The 15,659-nt window shown below is 42.1% G+C and carries 15 protein-coding genes; 4 read left to right on the top strand and 11 right to left on the bottom strand.

Going from position 1 to position 15,659, the window contains the following annotated elements; all coding sequences use genetic code 11:
- Positions 1 to 77: 77 nt before the first annotated feature.
- On the top strand, positions 78 to 533 hold the full coding sequence (locus P8F77_RS00720; RefSeq protein WP_024728939.1) for a DUF805 domain-containing protein: 456 nt from the start codon (positions 78 to 80) through the stop codon (positions 531 to 533).
- A 221-nt stretch (positions 534 to 754) separates the two neighbouring features.
- Here the strand turns inward: P8F77_RS00720 and P8F77_RS00715 are convergent, their stop codons facing one another.
- The 10 genes from P8F77_RS00715 to metG form a co-directional block, all read right to left on the bottom strand.
- Positions 755 to 1,531, bottom strand: a complete 777-nt coding sequence (locus tag P8F77_RS00715; RefSeq protein ID WP_024728941.1) for an SDR family NAD(P)-dependent oxidoreductase — start codon at positions 1,529 to 1,531, stop codon at positions 755 to 757.
- A gap of 25 nt (positions 1,532 to 1,556) precedes the next feature.
- Positions 1,557 to 2,231, bottom strand: a complete 675-nt coding sequence (locus tag P8F77_RS00710) for a transaldolase family protein (protein WP_129702083.1) — start codon at positions 2,229 to 2,231, stop codon at positions 1,557 to 1,559.
- 469 nt (positions 2,232 to 2,700) lie between these two features.
- Complete coding sequence (locus P8F77_RS00705) at positions 2,701 to 3,753, bottom strand: zinc-binding dehydrogenase (RefSeq protein ID WP_129702085.1); 1,053 nt, start codon at positions 3,751 to 3,753, stop codon at positions 2,701 to 2,703.
- Between the two features lie 10 nt (positions 3,754 to 3,763).
- Positions 3,764 to 4,594 carry a PTS system mannose/fructose/sorbose family transporter subunit IID gene (locus P8F77_RS00700; RefSeq protein ID WP_129702087.1) on the bottom strand — a complete coding sequence of 277 codons (831 nt, stop codon included), beginning with the start codon at positions 4,592 to 4,594 and terminating at the stop codon, positions 3,764 to 3,766.
- 15 nt (positions 4,595 to 4,609) lie between these two features.
- Entirely contained in the window at positions 4,610 to 5,425 is an 816-nt protein-coding gene (locus P8F77_RS00695) for a PTS sugar transporter subunit IIC (protein ID WP_129702089.1), read from the bottom strand.
- A 67-nt stretch (positions 5,426 to 5,492) separates the two neighbouring features.
- The gene (locus P8F77_RS00690; protein WP_024728945.1) at positions 5,493 to 5,969 is read right to left on the bottom strand and encodes a PTS sugar transporter subunit IIB; all 477 of its coding nucleotides are present in this window, start codon (positions 5,967 to 5,969) and stop codon (positions 5,493 to 5,495) included.
- A gap of 11 nt (positions 5,970 to 5,980) precedes the next feature.
- A complete protein-coding gene (locus P8F77_RS00685) occupies positions 5,981 to 6,412 on the bottom strand; it encodes a PTS sugar transporter subunit IIA (RefSeq protein WP_024728946.1) in 432 nt (143 codons plus the stop codon).
- 498 nt (positions 6,413 to 6,910) lie between these two features.
- Positions 6,911 to 7,648, bottom strand: coding sequence for a MurR/RpiR family transcriptional regulator (locus tag P8F77_RS00680; RefSeq protein ID WP_024728947.1), 738 nt, complete (start codon positions 7,646 to 7,648; stop codon positions 6,911 to 6,913).
- A gap of 82 nt (positions 7,649 to 7,730) precedes the next feature.
- Positions 7,731 to 7,976 carry a hypothetical protein gene (locus P8F77_RS00675; RefSeq protein ID WP_024728948.1) on the bottom strand — a complete coding sequence of 82 codons (246 nt, stop codon included), beginning with the start codon at positions 7,974 to 7,976 and terminating at the stop codon, positions 7,731 to 7,733.
- A gap of 1,004 nt (positions 7,977 to 8,980) precedes the next feature.
- Entirely contained in the window at positions 8,981 to 10,927 is a 1,947-nt protein-coding gene (gene metG / locus P8F77_RS00670; protein ID WP_024728949.1) for a methionine--tRNA ligase, read from the bottom strand.
- Positions 10,928 to 11,051: 124 nt separating this feature from the next.
- On the opposite strand from metG, the gene P8F77_RS00665 reads away from it, so the two are divergent.
- The 3 genes from P8F77_RS00665 to P8F77_RS00655 are packed head-to-tail and all read left to right on the top strand — an operon-like array spanning position 11,052 to position 15,027.
- Complete coding sequence (locus tag P8F77_RS00665) at positions 11,052 to 12,848, top strand: DUF885 domain-containing protein (protein WP_233441604.1); 1,797 nt, start codon at positions 11,052 to 11,054, stop codon at positions 12,846 to 12,848.
- A 53-nt stretch (positions 12,849 to 12,901) separates the two neighbouring features.
- Entirely contained in the window at positions 12,902 to 14,569 is a 1,668-nt protein-coding gene (locus P8F77_RS00660; protein WP_024728951.1) for a phosphoenolpyruvate carboxykinase (ATP), read from the top strand.
- Positions 14,570 to 14,589: 20 nt separating this feature from the next.
- The gene (locus tag P8F77_RS00655) at positions 14,590 to 15,027 is read left to right on the top strand and encodes a MarR family transcriptional regulator (protein ID WP_024728952.1); all 438 of its coding nucleotides are present in this window, start codon (positions 14,590 to 14,592) and stop codon (positions 15,025 to 15,027) included.
- 36 nt (positions 15,028 to 15,063) lie between these two features.
- Here P8F77_RS00655 and P8F77_RS00650 read toward each other — a convergent pair whose 3' ends face one another.
- Positions 15,064 to 15,582, bottom strand: coding sequence for a nucleoside recognition domain-containing protein (locus P8F77_RS00650; RefSeq protein WP_129702094.1), 519 nt, complete (start codon positions 15,580 to 15,582; stop codon positions 15,064 to 15,066).
- Positions 15,583 to 15,659 lie beyond the last annotated feature (77 nt).

Here is a 15,659-nt window from a genome sequence, read left to right as displayed (position 1 = left end):
AGATTTATGTCTATAATATTTCAGGAAAGGAAAATTTCATCATTTATTACACAAAAGAAAAAGAGGAGGATTTAACTATGATAAACGCTTATAAAGCGTATTGGAAACGCTATTTCGATTTTAAAGGAAGGACATCCCGTTCTAATTTCTGGTGGGCTATCCTGGGACAGCTTATTGTATCAATCATTGTCGGTTTTCTTGCAAGGATGTTAGATACAAACGCTGTTAACTCGCTGTGGTCACTGATCACTTTTATCCCCGGACTGTCATTGAATGTACGCCGTCTGCATGACGTAGACCGTTCAGGTTGGTTGGTTTTGCTTGCATATATACCGATCATTTTATTTATGGTCAGCTTAACCTTGACAACCGCATCCTTGCTGATGAATGCGGAAGCTGCTTCCGGCGGGTTTGGACTTGCAACCATTGTATTCGGACTTCTGGCCCTGATTGTTGCAATTTATTTTATTATCCTATTTGTAAAACAAGGGGTGCAGGGAGCTAACCGTTACGGTATGCCGGATGAGAACTAAGGATAATATATATTAACGCTATAGATTAGCAGAAATATTTTTCCTTCAAATATATTGAAATGGAAGTTCACTCGAATGTACCGCAGCATTTACAAATCATTATGCTGATGGGAAAGATTTAAGTACCATCAATTCTGCTTCCGGAACAAGAAAGAGAGAAAAGCTACAAAACTTTTCTCTCTTTCTCTATAATGTCAGATACTTTATGATTGTCCTCCTTATTAATAGGTACATGCTCCTCCGGTCAGATTTAAAGACTGCCCGGTCATATATTCAGAATCTTCCGATGCAAGAAACAAGACCAGATTGGTAACATCCTGGTAAGTACAAAGTCTTCCGAGGGGAATATTTTCCTTGAATCTCGGCATTACTTCTTCCGGTGTTATATGTTTCTTTTTAGCATAATCGTTGACCTGTTTATCCCACATAGGAGTCAGGATAACTCCGGGACAGATACAATTAACCCGTATATTTTCCTCTGCAAACTCTGTTGCTATCGACTGAGTAAGCCCCCGGATACCAAATTTGCTTGCACAGTATGCCGCGTATTGATTTGTTCCCTTTTTTCCCGACTGAGAAGAAAAATTAATAATACTTCCTCCATGCCCCAGCATTCCTTTTACCGCTGCCTGACAGCACAGAAATGTACCTTTTAAATTAACCCTCATTGTTTGATCCCACACCTGTTCACTGTCTTCTGCCAAAAATGGCTGGATTACGGAAATACCCGCACAGTTGACCCAGATATCCAAGGGCCTGAAACATTTTTCCGCTTTCTCCGCTACTGCCATGACTGCTTCTTTCTCTGATATATCTGCCGGCGCCGCATCTGCCGTGCCTCCTGCTTTCCGAATTTGTTCTGCCGTCTTCTCCGCTGATGCTCCGTCCAGATCAATAGCCAGCACATTAGCTCCCTCTTGTGCCAGCCTTAAAGCGCATGCTTTTCCAATTCCGCTCCCCGCTCCAGTAACTGCGGCTGTCTTCCCTTTCAGTCTCATGTTTTTTCTCCTTCCTTCTCAATTACTAAAAATCTGTAATGTGTTTTTCTCCATAGGCTGCCTTCCAGTCAGAATCAAATGTCTCCAGACTTGTATCCGTGAGCGGATGTTTTAACATATCTTCCATAATCTGAAGAGATACGGTAGCACTGTAGCTCCCGCTCAAAGCAATATCAAAAACCTGCTTCGTATTTTTAAAAGATGCAGCCAATATTTTGGCAGATAGATGATGTTCCCTGAAGACCTTTGTCAGATCTGCGGCCGTTTTGATCCCATCTCCCCCATGATGATCAATCCTATTTACATAAGGGGCAACAAAGTCTGCACCTGCCATGGCCGCTATGAGTCCCTGCTTAGCCGACACAACCGCTGTCGCTGTCACTTGAAATTCTCTGGATTTTAATTCCATAATCGCCTTTATTCCTTCTTTTGTTGCTGGAATTTTCACATAGAAATTTTTACCCAGCTCATCCTTCATCCGCTTTGCTTCCTCTATCATACCTTCTGCCTTATGTGCCGTTACCTGAGCATGCAGCATCTGATCTTCTCCTATAATGCTTCTGATTTTTTTTAAAGTCTCAAAAAAATCTGATTCTTCTCTGGAGATGATTGATGGATTCGTTGTCACTCCACAGACAGGATAATACCCTGCCGCTTCTTTAATTTCTGCTACATTTGCTGTATCCAATAATAGTTTCATAAACTGCCTCCTTTATTGATTATCTTGATACATTAATTATAAGAAACTGAAATAGAAAAAGTTTTCTCAACAGTAAGCTTCAAAAATAAAACAAACAATAAAAAACAGCGGGGCTCCTACGTTTTGGACATGGAAATCTCTCTGGAAACAGCTAAACAATATTTTCAAAATATGAATCCATACTGCTAAGTGGTTAACTTCAGTTATTAAGAACAAAGTGGGCAAGCCCACTTCAACGCCCCAACCCCTCACTCTTTGAGGGGCTTGACAACTTTGCGTGCCAGATGCAATTTGCCGCAGGCAAATAATTTCCTTACGCATCTGTGCACAACCCGCGGAGCGTTTTTATTTCATAGGGAAGGTCGTAGAACTTTCCTATGAAAATAAAGAGACAGCGAGGGCAATCGCTGTCTCCTTTTCAACATCTGTTTTTCTGTGGAGAAAAACTATCAGGTGTTTTCATATATAATTAGAATGTGAGAATATTTCGGAATTTATCCCCTTTTATTGACGATTCCAGAGCATCTTTTATATTTTCTGCCGGATAGACTCCACTGATAAACGGTTTTAAGTCAATAACTCCCCCGGATACCATCTGGGCCGCTCTCATGAAATCTCTGTCGTTGGAATTAGCTGTTCCAAGAATCTGCACAGATTTTCCATGTACCCAGTTTGGATCAAACGGAATCGGTTCTGCCGGATGAATAGAACTGTACAGCACAATTTTCCCTGCATTGCTGACACACTTAAACGTATCTTCTACAACTGCCGGTATCGGTGTCGTGTCAAAGATTACCTGGGCTTTGATGCCTCCAGTCAGTTCTTTCACCTTCTGTTCTAAGTCATCCTTTGCCGGATTAATAACGGCTTTTGCTCCAAGGGATTTAGCCATTTCAAGCCTTTCTTCATTTACGTCAGATACAATGACTTTCGCACCTCTTTTTGTACAGACAGCAGTGTGAAGCAGTCCCATAATACCGCAGCCAATAACCAGCACTGTATCTCCGAGTCTTACCTGTGCTGTCTCTACACTGTGCACCACGCAGGATACAGGCTCAATGATACACGCTTCTTCCGGAGTAACGTTACTGTACTTAAACAAACAGTTTGGAGAAACCAGAAGATATTCACTGAATCCGCCCATGCCTCTATAAGGAAGGCCCGGAAGATGTGCACTGTGGTCAAAATGCTCACAGCTCTGTTCATTTCCGGTCTTACAGTAATAACAGCTTCTGCAGGGAAGTGTTACCCCTACAACCACCTTATCCCCAACGCTCCATTCGTCCCGGTTTACTTCGTCTCCCATCTCTTCAATATGTCCTGCAATCTCATGTCCTCCGATGAAAGGGAACTCTACTTTGTTGACTCCTGTATAAACCCTCTGCTCCCATGTGCAGATTGCCGCTGCATCGACTTTAATCAAGACCTTATTTCCTGATGCCGAAGGCCTTTTGCACTCTTCAATTTCCACCTGCTTTTTATCCGTAAATACGGCTGTTTTCATTTTGCTGCTCACAATCATTCCTCCTGTCTTAGCCTAAGATACCTGCCAGCCCTAATACCCCGCCAATGATAACAAGAATCAGCATTACATAGGTAGATTTCAATTTTTTATTTTTTAATAAATATAAGGTCAGCAATGTGATTCCCAAAGGGATCATGCCTTTTAATAATTTATCCAGAACATCTGCCTGAAGAGCCAGCTTGGTAGCTCCAACCTTAATGTTCATATGGGATTCGGCAGTTACGTAATTTGCTGTCAAAGATCCAAGCACCGTAGCTCCCATAATGGATGCCGCTGAGATCAGCTGTTTCATTTTACCTCCGCCGAGGATTGCCTCAACTCCGGTTTTTCCTGTCTTATATCCCCTCATATACATAAAGTAAGCGATGGGAAGCATGATGCCTGCCATTAAAGCTGCAAATGCAAAAGCTCCCATAACATTTCCTCCTGAAGCAATACTGATACCTACTGCCAAAAGTATCGGCTGCAGGGTTCCCTGCCACAGGGTATCACCTATTCCTGCCATGGGTCCCATCAGACCTGTTTTTACACTGTTAATCGCATCATCTGTAACATTTGCACCGTTGGCGCGTTCTTCTTCCATTGCCACGACCATTCCATTAATAATTCCTCCAAAGTGAGGCTCTGTATTATAAAATGACATATGGCGTTCCATAAACTTCTGCTGTTCTTCCTTATTGCCAGGATATAATTTTTCCGGAAGATGGGACATAGACTGAAGAACTCCACTGGCCTGGAGACGTTCATAGTTATAATTTGCGTGTGAAAAAAAGGTCCATTTCCAGAATGCCTTCAGCACGTCTTTTTTACTTAAGTGGATTTTCTTATCTTCTGCCATTTTTATTCCCCTCCTTTATTCGAAATCGTCATCAAGATCATTGCCGAAACCGCCTGCTGTTGCTGCTGCCGTCTGCTTTTCCTCTGCCAGAGCTACTACTCCGGTATAAATATAAGCAACGATACCTGCGATGATGGCAATCGGCATAGTATCCAGATTCAAATAAACGGCAATGATAAATCCAAGCACATACCATAACAGAATTCCCGGTTTGCTGATTGCTCTCAGATTCATGGCGATACCGATGGCCGGTAGCAGCCCTCCAATGACTTCCAATGCTTGAAGTGGCCGCCCGCTCAGCGCGTTGATAATGTTTGTAACCATCTCAGACCCAAAGTAACAGCCCAGGGCTACCGGTATACATCCGATAACAAAAGCAAAAACTTGAGGCGGTACAATATGCAGAAATTTAGCCTTCTTCATATTCCCTTCTTCTGCCGCTTTGTCGATCATATGTACAAAGAATACATCTACCGTCATATGGATGACCCAGATGATTGTTCCCAAAAGACCAATAGGTACTGCCAGTGCGATAGCTGCTGTCGGTTTCACTTCTGCTGCCATGGCCAGAGCCGTTCCCAGTGTACCTGCCAGACCGGGATCAGTGGGAGGTGCCCCTCCTGCTGAAATATAAGCGATGAATGGAAGCTGTATTGCCGCGCCTATGATGGCACCCTGAACCGGATCTCCGAGAATAAATCCCACTATGACACCAGATACCAGCGGCTTTTGAATGATTGTGCTTCCCAGACAAGTCAGCCACGGTGTTCCATTGATTCCAAGGTAATACACGATTCCGATGAGAACCGCCTGAACAACTGAAATACTCATAATTTTTCCACCTTTCTTTTTCTTAATATTTACGAGAGTCTTACCTCTTTTTTCAACACAGAAAATGTCATAATAACTTTGCTACATCAACTTTTGCATCTTCCGCTATAATCTGGATTTCTGTACGGCACCCGCTGTCAACAATCTTCTTTAGAATCTCCCGTTCTTCTTCTGAGGCTGAAATGTTTTTATAAAATTTCTCCCGCCCGCTGCCTGCTCCCATACCGCCGATATTTAAGTGTCCAAACTGGATTCCCCGCTTGATTAACATTAAAACTGTTTTAGGATACTTGACCAGAATAATAACTTTATCATCAGGCTTAAATCCTTTTTTAAGCCTTGCCACTGCCTTCTGTACTGTAAATACTCCAAGACCTACATTTCCGGGAACAGCATTTTTTAATACGGTCTTCATGAACGGATCAGCCGCTGTTTGGTCATCAATCACCATAATTTTGTTGGCACTTGTAAAGTTCAGCCACGATGTCATCACCTGTCCGTGGATCAGCCTGTCATCAATCCTTGTCAATACAACTCCCTGCATTTCTATTCCTCCTAAATTTCATCCATTTCTATGTCATCCAGCATTTCCTCATACTGCTTGTGCAAAAGAACCACCGGCTGATTTCCTGCTTCCTCACATAGGTCAGCCAGCTCATCTAAGCCGCATTGATCTCTCATCATCACAGCCTGTACCACCATTCCCATGCTGACTCCTGCGATCGCTTTAAGATTCTTTGTGTCCGCCATGCATTTCATCACCATATTGGATGGACTCCCGCCTAAGATATCCACAAATCCCAGCACTCCGTCCCCATCCTCCAGCTCTTTTACTGCCGTCCTGATTTTTTGCTCAAGCTCATCTATTCCGTCACCGTGATACAGTCCGATGGTCTTAACCTGGTTTTGTTCTCCAGCGATCAGTTCCACCGCGCTTAACAGTCCTTCTGCAAATCCTCCATGGGCTGCAATCAAAATTCCAACCATTGCCGTTCCTCCTTTTCTTTTATAAATCCATCATAACAGGGCAGGACTGAAAATGTTTTCTTGTTAAGGCTGGCTCTGCTGATGTATATCAGTTGAAATATAGGAGAAATGAATGTTTTTGCATAAAAAAAGAGTGTGGAAACCCAGTATTTCCCTTTTCACACTCTTTTTTATTATCTATTTATTTACTTTTTTTACAATTTATATATACATATCAAAAAATAAAATATATAATGAAATTGCTGTCGATTCTTTCCAGCTGAAAGGAGGTGGCACAGTGGAATACATACTTCGTTTTCTTATGTCAGTCATATCATCTATAGTGAATTACTACATCCATAAATGGCTGGATCATAGAAGAAAAGACAGTTAATAAAAACCCCCGGAGACCAGTCCTCTCCGGGGGTTTTTCTGTCACAGTGGACATACTTCTATTTTCTTACTGCTTTTATGATACCCTTTTTAGTAATTATTGTCAACAGTCATTTTAGTCCATCCTCAAAGATTCAAGTAATCAATCAGCGTTCTTGCAATGATCTGCAATGGAAGCCTGGATACGATATCAAAGTCCTCGATGGTCTTGTTTCTCTGGTTATATCCCAGGACAGACAAGTCTGAATAATCTTCTAAATCTGTCTTTGGCAGGCAGCAGCAGGTCACCACATTTGCACCTACCTTCTTCGCATTCTGGGCAGTCAACAGCAGCTCCGGCGTACTGTTCTTTATAGAAAAAATAATGATCAGGTCACCCTGCCTGAACAGTTTATCCGACTTTTTCATAACCTCTGAATCTGACAGCATATATGCATTATACCCAAGCAGCTGAAGCTGCAGTTCCACATCTTTGGCAATCCATGCGGTAGAACCTCTTGCAATGATATAAATCTTCCGCGCCGTCTTAATAAAACGTACTACCTTGAGGATCGTCTCCGCTTTCAGTATTTCGATGGTTTTCATGCACTCTGTGACAGACTTCTGAAAAATTTCGTTGACAATCTCTCCCTCCACCATATCTTCTATCTTTGCAGAAAGTTTATAGCGCAGCTCCGAGAGACCGTTATAACCACACTTCCTGACAGCCCTTGAGACAGTCGGAGGAGAGGTGAAACTCTTTTCGGCGAGTTCAGTGATCGTCAGCTTTAAAAACTGATCTTCATGTTGATTGATATACTCTATCACCTGCCGTTCGGCTTCTGTAAGCTGATTCTCTAAATCTTCTGTAAACTTAATTATCATATTTGGCTTTTCTCTCTTCCCGATTCTGTATAATAATACTAACTCATTATATCAAAATTTACGTTAGATTAAATTACACAAATTAATTTTTTTGTTTTTTTAATCCACTTATTAAAATTAACAAAGAGGTTAAAAAAATAGCAACACTTATTACAAATGCAACATTAACAGGAAAAAGTGTTATTAAATCTACCACTGATGTTACAGAGACTTCTCCTTGAGATAAAAGTTTAATAGAAAACAAAAAATCTAAGCCATATAATTCTAAAGATAATACGCTTCCACTAATGATCATTCCTAAAAAACCATATTTTATTTTACTACTCATTATTTTCACTCCATTCATTCAATGGACTAAAATATAGACCATCTATTTTTTGTTAATACTACAAAATATGTTTCTATTTATAAATTTAATATAAAATACATATAATTCATGCAATATTCTACATAAATCTTATAATTTTATTTTTTTACTTTAATTATAATATTTTTTATAATTTTTGTCATTTTTTTCTTTTTCATATACTTTATGTTTTATTTTATAATTAAAACCAAACCAAATTATTATTTGGCATTATTACAATTTTATAAATTTCCCCTTTAATCATTTATTTCCAATCTAGTATGCTTTCATAAAATTCTAAACACAAAAATTTTGTTTAAACATTTTGAAAGAGTTTTAGTTATTCGATAAGAAAATACTATAGTTATTTTTCACGTTGTTGAATAAGCTCGATGAACATAGATAAGCTTTATCCATTGGAATCAAAAATTATCCATCCATTTCTAAATAGATCATTGGTTTCTAAATTTCTAGACCTGATACTTCTGAGACCAATAGGAAAATAAACTCTTAATAATTAAAACAACCAGTAGATTATAATTGGAAGAATCTAATTATAAGAGTTTCTGAAACAGTATTTATAGAGAACTGTTGATACAATGAAATACACTGTCTAGTTACAAAATTCTCAAATATGAAAACGAAAACTATAGAAATATACTGAAAATAAATCTAATATTTAAAAGTATTCGAAGGGACAAAAACTGTAATGATACTTCAATAATTGAAAATCTCAGAAAATAATAATTTTAACATGGACTGTGGGTATGTAGATTTCCGTAATGCAGAATTGAAAAAAGTAATTGAGAAGATATATTAAAAATTTAATAATACAAAAGAATCAAGAAGAGTCTTTATTGGTTAAGTCCTGTAAAATACCTGCTAGCCAAATGGCATAAAGAAATAGCGAAGCAGTAAATAACCACTTCGCTATAAATTCTAACTTTTTAGGATCACATATACATAAGGTCCTTTTCCCAATATTTCTAGCAGATCTCCGCCCCTGCCGGCATATCTTTTTCAGGCACAACCAAAGCCAGTTCCCCTTTTTCATTTTCTGCACAGAGCAGCATTCCCTCAGAAAGCACTCCTGCAAGCTTAGCTGGCTTTAAGTTTACTAAGACCATGACTTTTTTGCCGACCATCTCTTCCGGCTTATAATAGGCCTTGATCCCAGAAACGATCTGCTTCACTTCGCTTCCCACACGCACCTGGGAGCAAAGCAGCTTCTTGGACTTTTTGACTTCCTCGCAGGCAATGATCTCACCTACCTGGAACTGCATCTTACCAAATTCGTCAAAGGTGATCTCCTCTTTTGGCTCTATGTCGATCACAGGACCTGCTGCCGCCTGTGCCTGCTTATTCATCAGCTCTTCCGCCTGTTTGAGCACCTCTTCTTCATCAAGCCGCGCAAAAAGGATCTCAGGCTTTTCTGTCACTTTCGTACCGCTCTTATAATGACCAAATGTAGTCAGATCCTCAAACCTTCTGGGTTCTGCATTCAGCTGTTTTAAGATCTTCTCCACAGTCTCAGGCATATATGGCTCCAGCAGGGCCGCTCCGGTTAAGATACCTTCCACCAGGTTATATAATACCGTGGCGAGACGATCTTTCTTTGCCTCGTCCTTTGCCAGCACCCACGGCATGGTTTCATCAATATACTTATTACAGCGCTTGAATACATTAAAAATCTCTGTCATGGCATCTGCCACCTTGAGCACGTCCATCTTTTTCTGGACCTTATCTCTGGCACCGGTAACCACTGCTTTCAGCTGGTCGTCAAACTCATCCACAACACCCTTATCTTCCACGACTCCGTCAAAGTATTTGTTAGACATGGAAATGGTGCGGTTCACAAGATTGCCTAAGGTGTTAGCAAGATCAGAGTTCATACGCTCAACCATCAGCTCCCATGAGATCACACCGTCGTGTTCAAACGGCATCTCGTGGAGGACAAAGTAACGCACTGCGTCCACACTGAACATCTCGGCCAGATCATCTGCATACAAAACATTTCCTTTGGACTTACTCATCTTTCCATCACCCTGCAAAAGCCATGGGTGTCCAAAAACCTGCTTCGGAAGCGGAAGGTCAAGGGCCATCAGGATGATCGGCCAGTAAATCGTATGGAACCGGATGATATCTTTTCCGATCAGATGAAGATCAGCAGGCCAGAGCTTTTTAAACTGATCTGTGCTGTTTCCGTCACAATCGTATCCAATCCCTGTTATATAGTTGGTCAGGGCGTCCAGCCATACATATACTACATGTCCTTCATCAAAATCTACCGGGATTCCCCACTTAAAAGAAGTCCTGGACACGCACAGGTCCTGAAGTCCCGGAAGCAGGAAATTGTTCATCATCTCATTTTTTCTGGACTCCGGCTGGATAAATTCCGGATGAGCGTTGATATAGTCAATGAGCCTGTCCGCATATTTGCTCAGTTTCAGGAAATACGCCTCTTCCTTGGCCGGCTGTACTTCCCGTCCGCAGTCGGGACATTTACCGTCCACCAGCTGGCTTTCTGTAAAGAAGGATTCGCACGGGGTACAGTAAAGTCCCTCATAGTGTCCCTTGTAAATATCTCCCTGTTCATAGAGCTTTTTAAAAATCTTCTGTACCTGAGCTTCGTGGTCCGCGTCCGTTGTGCGGATAAACTTATCGTAAGAAGTATTCATCAGATCCCAGATCCGTTTGATCTCCCCTGCCACGTCGTCCACAAACTCTTTCGGCGTCACACCCTTCTCAGCGGCTTTTAATTCTACCTTCTGTCCGTGCTCGTCGGTTCCGGTCTGAAAAAATACATCATAGCCTTCCATTCTTTTATATCTGGCAATACTGTCTGCCAAGATAATCTCATAAGTATTCCCGATGTGAGGCTTGCCAGATGTATAAGTAATCGCAGTTGTTATATAATATGGTTCCTTGCTCATGTTTCTCCTCCATTTTCGCATTATACTGTGTTTTATTATAGTACATCTTGCAAAGATAGTCTATTTTTTTCCTTTAAAAAATAGTATAATAGTATCTAAGAGATTCTATTCAGAAAGGATTCTTATGCATAAATATACATATCGTAAGTTTCTTGCATTTACCATGGCTGTCATGGTGGCATTCACTGGCTGTTCCAAAGGATCGGACACCGGGAATCCCTCCACAGCGAAAGAATCAGAATCCACCAAAGACAAAGCATCGGACCGGCAGAAGTTTGACTCCTATTTGAACCAGCTTTTCAAGGAACACGTCAATTCCAATACGGTCAATCTGCATTATACCCTTGCACATCCGGAACACTACGGCATCAAAGCCAAAAAGGCCGATCTGGGCAACATCGACTTAAAAGACCTTGACCAGGCAGAAGCCCAATGTAAGAAGGAGTTAAAAAGGCTTGAGAGTTTCAACTACAAAAAACTCTCCAAGAGTCAGAAGCAGTCTTATGATTATCTCATGGATTACTTTAAGCGCCAGCAGAAACTGGCACCTTACCCCTATCTTCAGACGGTTTTAAGCCCTACTCTCGGCTCCCAGGCCCAGCTTCCCGTGACTTTGTGCGAATACCCTTTAAGAACCAGGGAAGATGTAGAAACCTACCTTTCTCTGCTCTCCAAAGTCGGTTCCTATTTCGACACGGTCATCCGCTACGAAAAGGAACAGGTCAAACGGGGATATTTCATGTCAGATGCGGATGCCGATGCCGTCTTAAAACAAATCAATGATTTTACAAGGGCCACCGACCACAATTATATGATCGAAGTGTTCAACACAAATATTGATTCGGTTTCAGACCTCAGCACCAACCAGAAGAGAAATTACCGGAAGGAAAACCGCCGCCTGATCTTAGAAGAAGTGATTCCGGCCTATGAGAATCTGTACAGTGATTTGAAGAACCTGAAAGGAAACGGAAAGAACAAGCAGGGCTATGCCCATTTCAAAAATGGGAAGTCCTATTATTCTGCTCTCGCCTCCTATAAAACCGGCTCTGACAAGACCGTGCCTCAGATGATCAAGGCCACCGAAGCACACCTTCTTTACCTTCAGACAGAGATGACAGAGATCATAAAAGAAGATCCCTCCATCTACCATGCTTTTTTAGATTTAGATCTGAATAAATATTCAAGCAAAAAACCATCGAAGATCCTGTCACAGCTGAAGCAGAAAATAAAAGATAAGTATCCTGCTGCCGCCGAAGTAGAGTGTGACATCAAATATGTCCATTCTTCTCTGGAAGAAAACTCAAGCCCGGCTTTTTACATGATTCCTGCCATCGATGACTATAAGAAAAATGTCATTTATGTCAACAAGGCACAGACCGGACAGGAATCCCTGTACCCGACGCTGGCTCATGAGGGCTATCCCGGGCATCTGTACCAGACCACTTATTTCCACAGCAAAAAGGAACATCCGATACGTTATATTCTGGATTATCCGGGATACAACGAAGGCTGGGCCACCTACGTGGAGATGGACTCTTACAGTTACCTCGATATGAAACAGGAACTTGAGCCTTTAAAGAAGCTTTTGCCGGACAATTATCTGTACAATATGGCTCTGAGTGCCAGAGTGGATATGGGCGTCAACTATGAAGGCTGGAGTGTTGACGAGGCAGTCAAATATATGCAGCAGTACGGAACCATCAGTACCTCCAGCATGAAAGCCCTTTACCGCTATGTCATCCAGAATCCGGCCAATTATTTATGCTACTATATCGGTTATCTGGAGTTCATGGAATTAAAAGATTATTATAAAGAGAAATCTGAAAATGCTTATGATGAAAAAGTTTTTCATAAAATCATATTAGATGCCGGACCTAACAGCTTTCGTATACTCAGACAGCGCATCGACGAAAACCTGTAAATCCGGGTACGATCTTTGTACCTGCAAAACACATAAGTTTAGGAGGAAAGATTATGTCAACAAAAGCACGCTACGCCCATGACGAGATTGGAAAAGGAAAACCGGGTTTTTCAAAGACCCGTTCCATCATTGAGGCCGCATTTTACGGCAACAACGTCATTGAGGTGGTAAACCTGAAGCAGGCATATGAGCTTGCTAAAAATTCTCCGGGAACCATTGTCACCGACATGCCGGTCTACCGAGGAGAAGAGTTCGGCCTGAAAAAAGACACAAAAGTTTTGCTGTTCAATGACGGCTCCGTCACCGGACGCTGTGCGGCAGCCAGAAGGATCGCGGGAAGTCCGAACGTGGATACCAACGATCTGGACTTAAAAGTGATGGACGCGATCTACGATACACGCAAAAAGACCATGTACCACGCAGAAGTCTACATCGGCTTAGACCCGGAATTTATGGTTAAGGCACACCTTCTGATTCCGGAGGGAGAGGAAAATATCCTGTACTCCTGGATGCTTAATTTCCAGTATGAGTCTGATGAATATAACAAGATGTATAAAAGGTCCCGTGCCATCGGCAGCGAGTCTGATATTTATATTTTCTCCGATCCTCAGTGGAGCCACCCGGAACATCCGCTCGGACTTACTTACTTCAACACCCAGACCAACTGCGCAGCTTTGCTTGGAATGCGTTATTTTGGAGAACATAAAAAAGGTACTCTTACCATCGCCTGGGCGATTGCCAACAGAAATGGCTATGCTTCCTGCCACGGCGGACAGAAGGAATACCGTTTAAGTCCGAACCACAGCTATGTTGCATCTTTCTTTGGTCTGTCCGGATCAGGAAAATCAACACTGACCCACGCCGTACACAATAATAAATACGATATCACCGTCCTCCACGACGATGCCTTTATCATCAACACCGAAACCGGTTCTTCCATCGCCATGGAGCCTACTTATTTTGACAAGACCTCCGACTACCCCACCGGGTGCGAAGACAACAGGTATCTCCTCACGGCACAGAACTGTTCTGCAACGAGAGATGACAAGGGCAATGTTGTCCTTGTCACTGAAGACATCCGAAACGGCAACGGCCGGGCAATCAAGTCTAAACTCTGGTCACCAAACCGTGTAGACAAGATTGAATCTCCGGTTAACGGTATTTTCTGGATTATGAAAGATCCTACCATTCCGCCGATCATCAAAGTCAACGGTTCACATTTGGCTGCAGTCATGGGTGCCACCCTTGCCACAAAGCGTACCAACGCAGAACGCCTGGCACCTGGAGTAGACCCGAACCGTCTGGTCGTAGAACCATATGCAAACCCGTTCCGTACTTATCCTCTTGTGGATGATTACAACAAGTTCCGTTCTCTTGTAAAGGACCGCCATGTAGAATGTTATATCTTAAATACCGGCGACTTTATGGGCAAGGATATCACTCCTGGTGTTACATTGTCTGTATTGGAACAGGTTGTGGAGGGCAACGCCCAGTTAAAGCCCTGGGGACCGTTCAGCAACATGGAAACGATCGAAGTTGAAGGATATGTCCCTGATTTCGATGATGAGACCTATGTCAATACACTGAAAGCAAGAATGACGGAACGCCTGAATTTCATCTTTGAGAAAGATACAGAAGACGGAGGATACAATGCCCTTCCTACTGAGGCAAAAGAAGCTCTGGCTAAAGTGATCAGCGAAGCGCACAACCATGTAAAATAAAAGTGAGGTGAATTCTTACCGTGACCAAAGAGCAGCTGAACGACATTGTGGTAAACCTTTTCCATGAAATATCTTACCAGGAGGAAAAAGCGGTCATCACAGAGGAGTTCAAGGACATTTCCAACAAAGAACTGCATATAATCGACGCGATCGGAACCGGCAGTCCGAAGAATATGTCTTCCATCGCAAAAGCCCTGAACATCACGGTAGGAACACTGACCATCGCCATAAACAGCCTTTTGAAAAAAGGCTATGTGATACGCAGGCGCGGGGAGCAGGACCGCAGAATCGTCTATATATCGCTTTCTGACAAAGGGAAGGAAGCCTATGACCATCACAGGCAGTTTCACCGTGCGATGCTGGAAGATGTACTTTCCCGTTTAGACGAAGATGAAGAATGCCTTCTGATACGGATCATGGAATACTTCCGGGATTACTATGAGACGAAAAACAATTAAAAAACGGGAGCTGGAATGATTTCCAGCTCCCGTTTTTTAATGCATCCCGGTGAGAAATACACTCGCCATTACCCCTGCGAAGGTTGCCAGAAGGGCACCTGCCAGGGTGTATCTGGTCTTTTTGATATGTACGGCCGAGAAATAGATAGACATTGTATAAAAACATGTCTCGGTGGAACTTAAAATAATTGATGACATGACACCCTGAGCTGAGTCAGGGCCAAAGTTCTTAAAAATATCCAAAAGGAACCCCGTAGCTGCCGATGAGGAAAACAGCTTTGCAAAGATCACCGGAAGCACGTCCTTAGGAATCTTTAAAAGCTGTCCCACCGGACTCAATACAGATACAAGAAGATCCAGCGCTCCGGACGTCCTGAAAATCTGCACAGCTAAAAACAGTGCGATCAGGGTAGGGGCAATTTCCATGACTACCTTAAATCCATCCTGGACTCCTTCCAGAAACGGCTGATACATTTCCTTTTTTGAGATCATTCCATACAAGAGTATAATGAATAAAATTAAAGGGATAATAATGCCGGACAGCGAAACAATCACAGTCACACCCGCCTTATTACTTTATATTATAATATATATATGCATCCTCGTCCTATATACCAAAAACAAGTAATATT

The organism is Anaerostipes sp. PC18 (genome assembly GCF_039789045.1).
Classification (GTDB): Bacteria; Bacillota; Clostridia; order Lachnospirales; family Lachnospiraceae; genus Anaerostipes; species Anaerostipes hominis.
This window is presented reverse-complemented; position numbering and strand designations above follow the sequence as displayed.

Coding starts and splice junctions, on each gene's coding strand:
- P8F77_RS00675 (WP_024728948.1), bottom strand. CDS start 7,976: ATGAGTAGTAAAATAAAATATGGTTTTTTAGGAATGATCATTAGTGGA.
- P8F77_RS00660 (WP_024728951.1), top strand. CDS start 12,902: ATGTCAACAAAAGCACGCTACGCCCATGACGAGATTGGAAAAGGAAAA.
- P8F77_RS00665 (WP_233441604.1), top strand. CDS start 11,052: ATGCATAAATATACATATCGTAAGTTTCTTGCATTTACCATGGCTGTC.
- P8F77_RS00680 (WP_024728947.1), bottom strand. CDS start 7,648: ATGATAATTAAGTTTACAGAAGATTTAGAGAATCAGCTTACAGAAGCC.
- P8F77_RS00690 (WP_024728945.1), bottom strand. CDS start 5,969: ATGCAGGGAGTTGTATTGACAAGGATTGATGACAGGCTGATCCACGGA.
- P8F77_RS00695 (WP_129702089.1), bottom strand. CDS start 5,425: ATGAGTATTTCAGTTGTTCAGGCGGTTCTCATCGGAATCGTGTATTAC.
- P8F77_RS00705 (WP_129702085.1), bottom strand. CDS start 3,753: ATGATTGTGAGCAGCAAAATGAAAACAGCCGTATTTACGGATAAAAAG.
- P8F77_RS00685 (WP_024728946.1), bottom strand. CDS start 6,412: ATGGTTGGAATTTTGATTGCAGCCCATGGAGGATTTGCAGAAGGACTG.
- P8F77_RS00715 (WP_024728941.1), bottom strand. CDS start 1,531: ATGAGACTGAAAGGGAAGACAGCCGCAGTTACTGGAGCGGGGAGCGGA.
- metG (WP_024728949.1), bottom strand. CDS start 10,927: ATGAGCAAGGAACCATATTATATAACAACTGCGATTACTTATACATCT.
- P8F77_RS00720 (WP_024728939.1), top strand. CDS start 78: ATGATAAACGCTTATAAAGCGTATTGGAAACGCTATTTCGATTTTAAA.
- P8F77_RS00700 (WP_129702087.1), bottom strand. CDS start 4,594: ATGGCAGAAGATAAGAAAATCCACTTAAGTAAAAAAGACGTGCTGAAG.
- P8F77_RS00710 (WP_129702083.1), bottom strand. CDS start 2,231: ATGAAACTATTATTGGATACAGCAAATGTAGCAGAAATTAAAGAAGCG.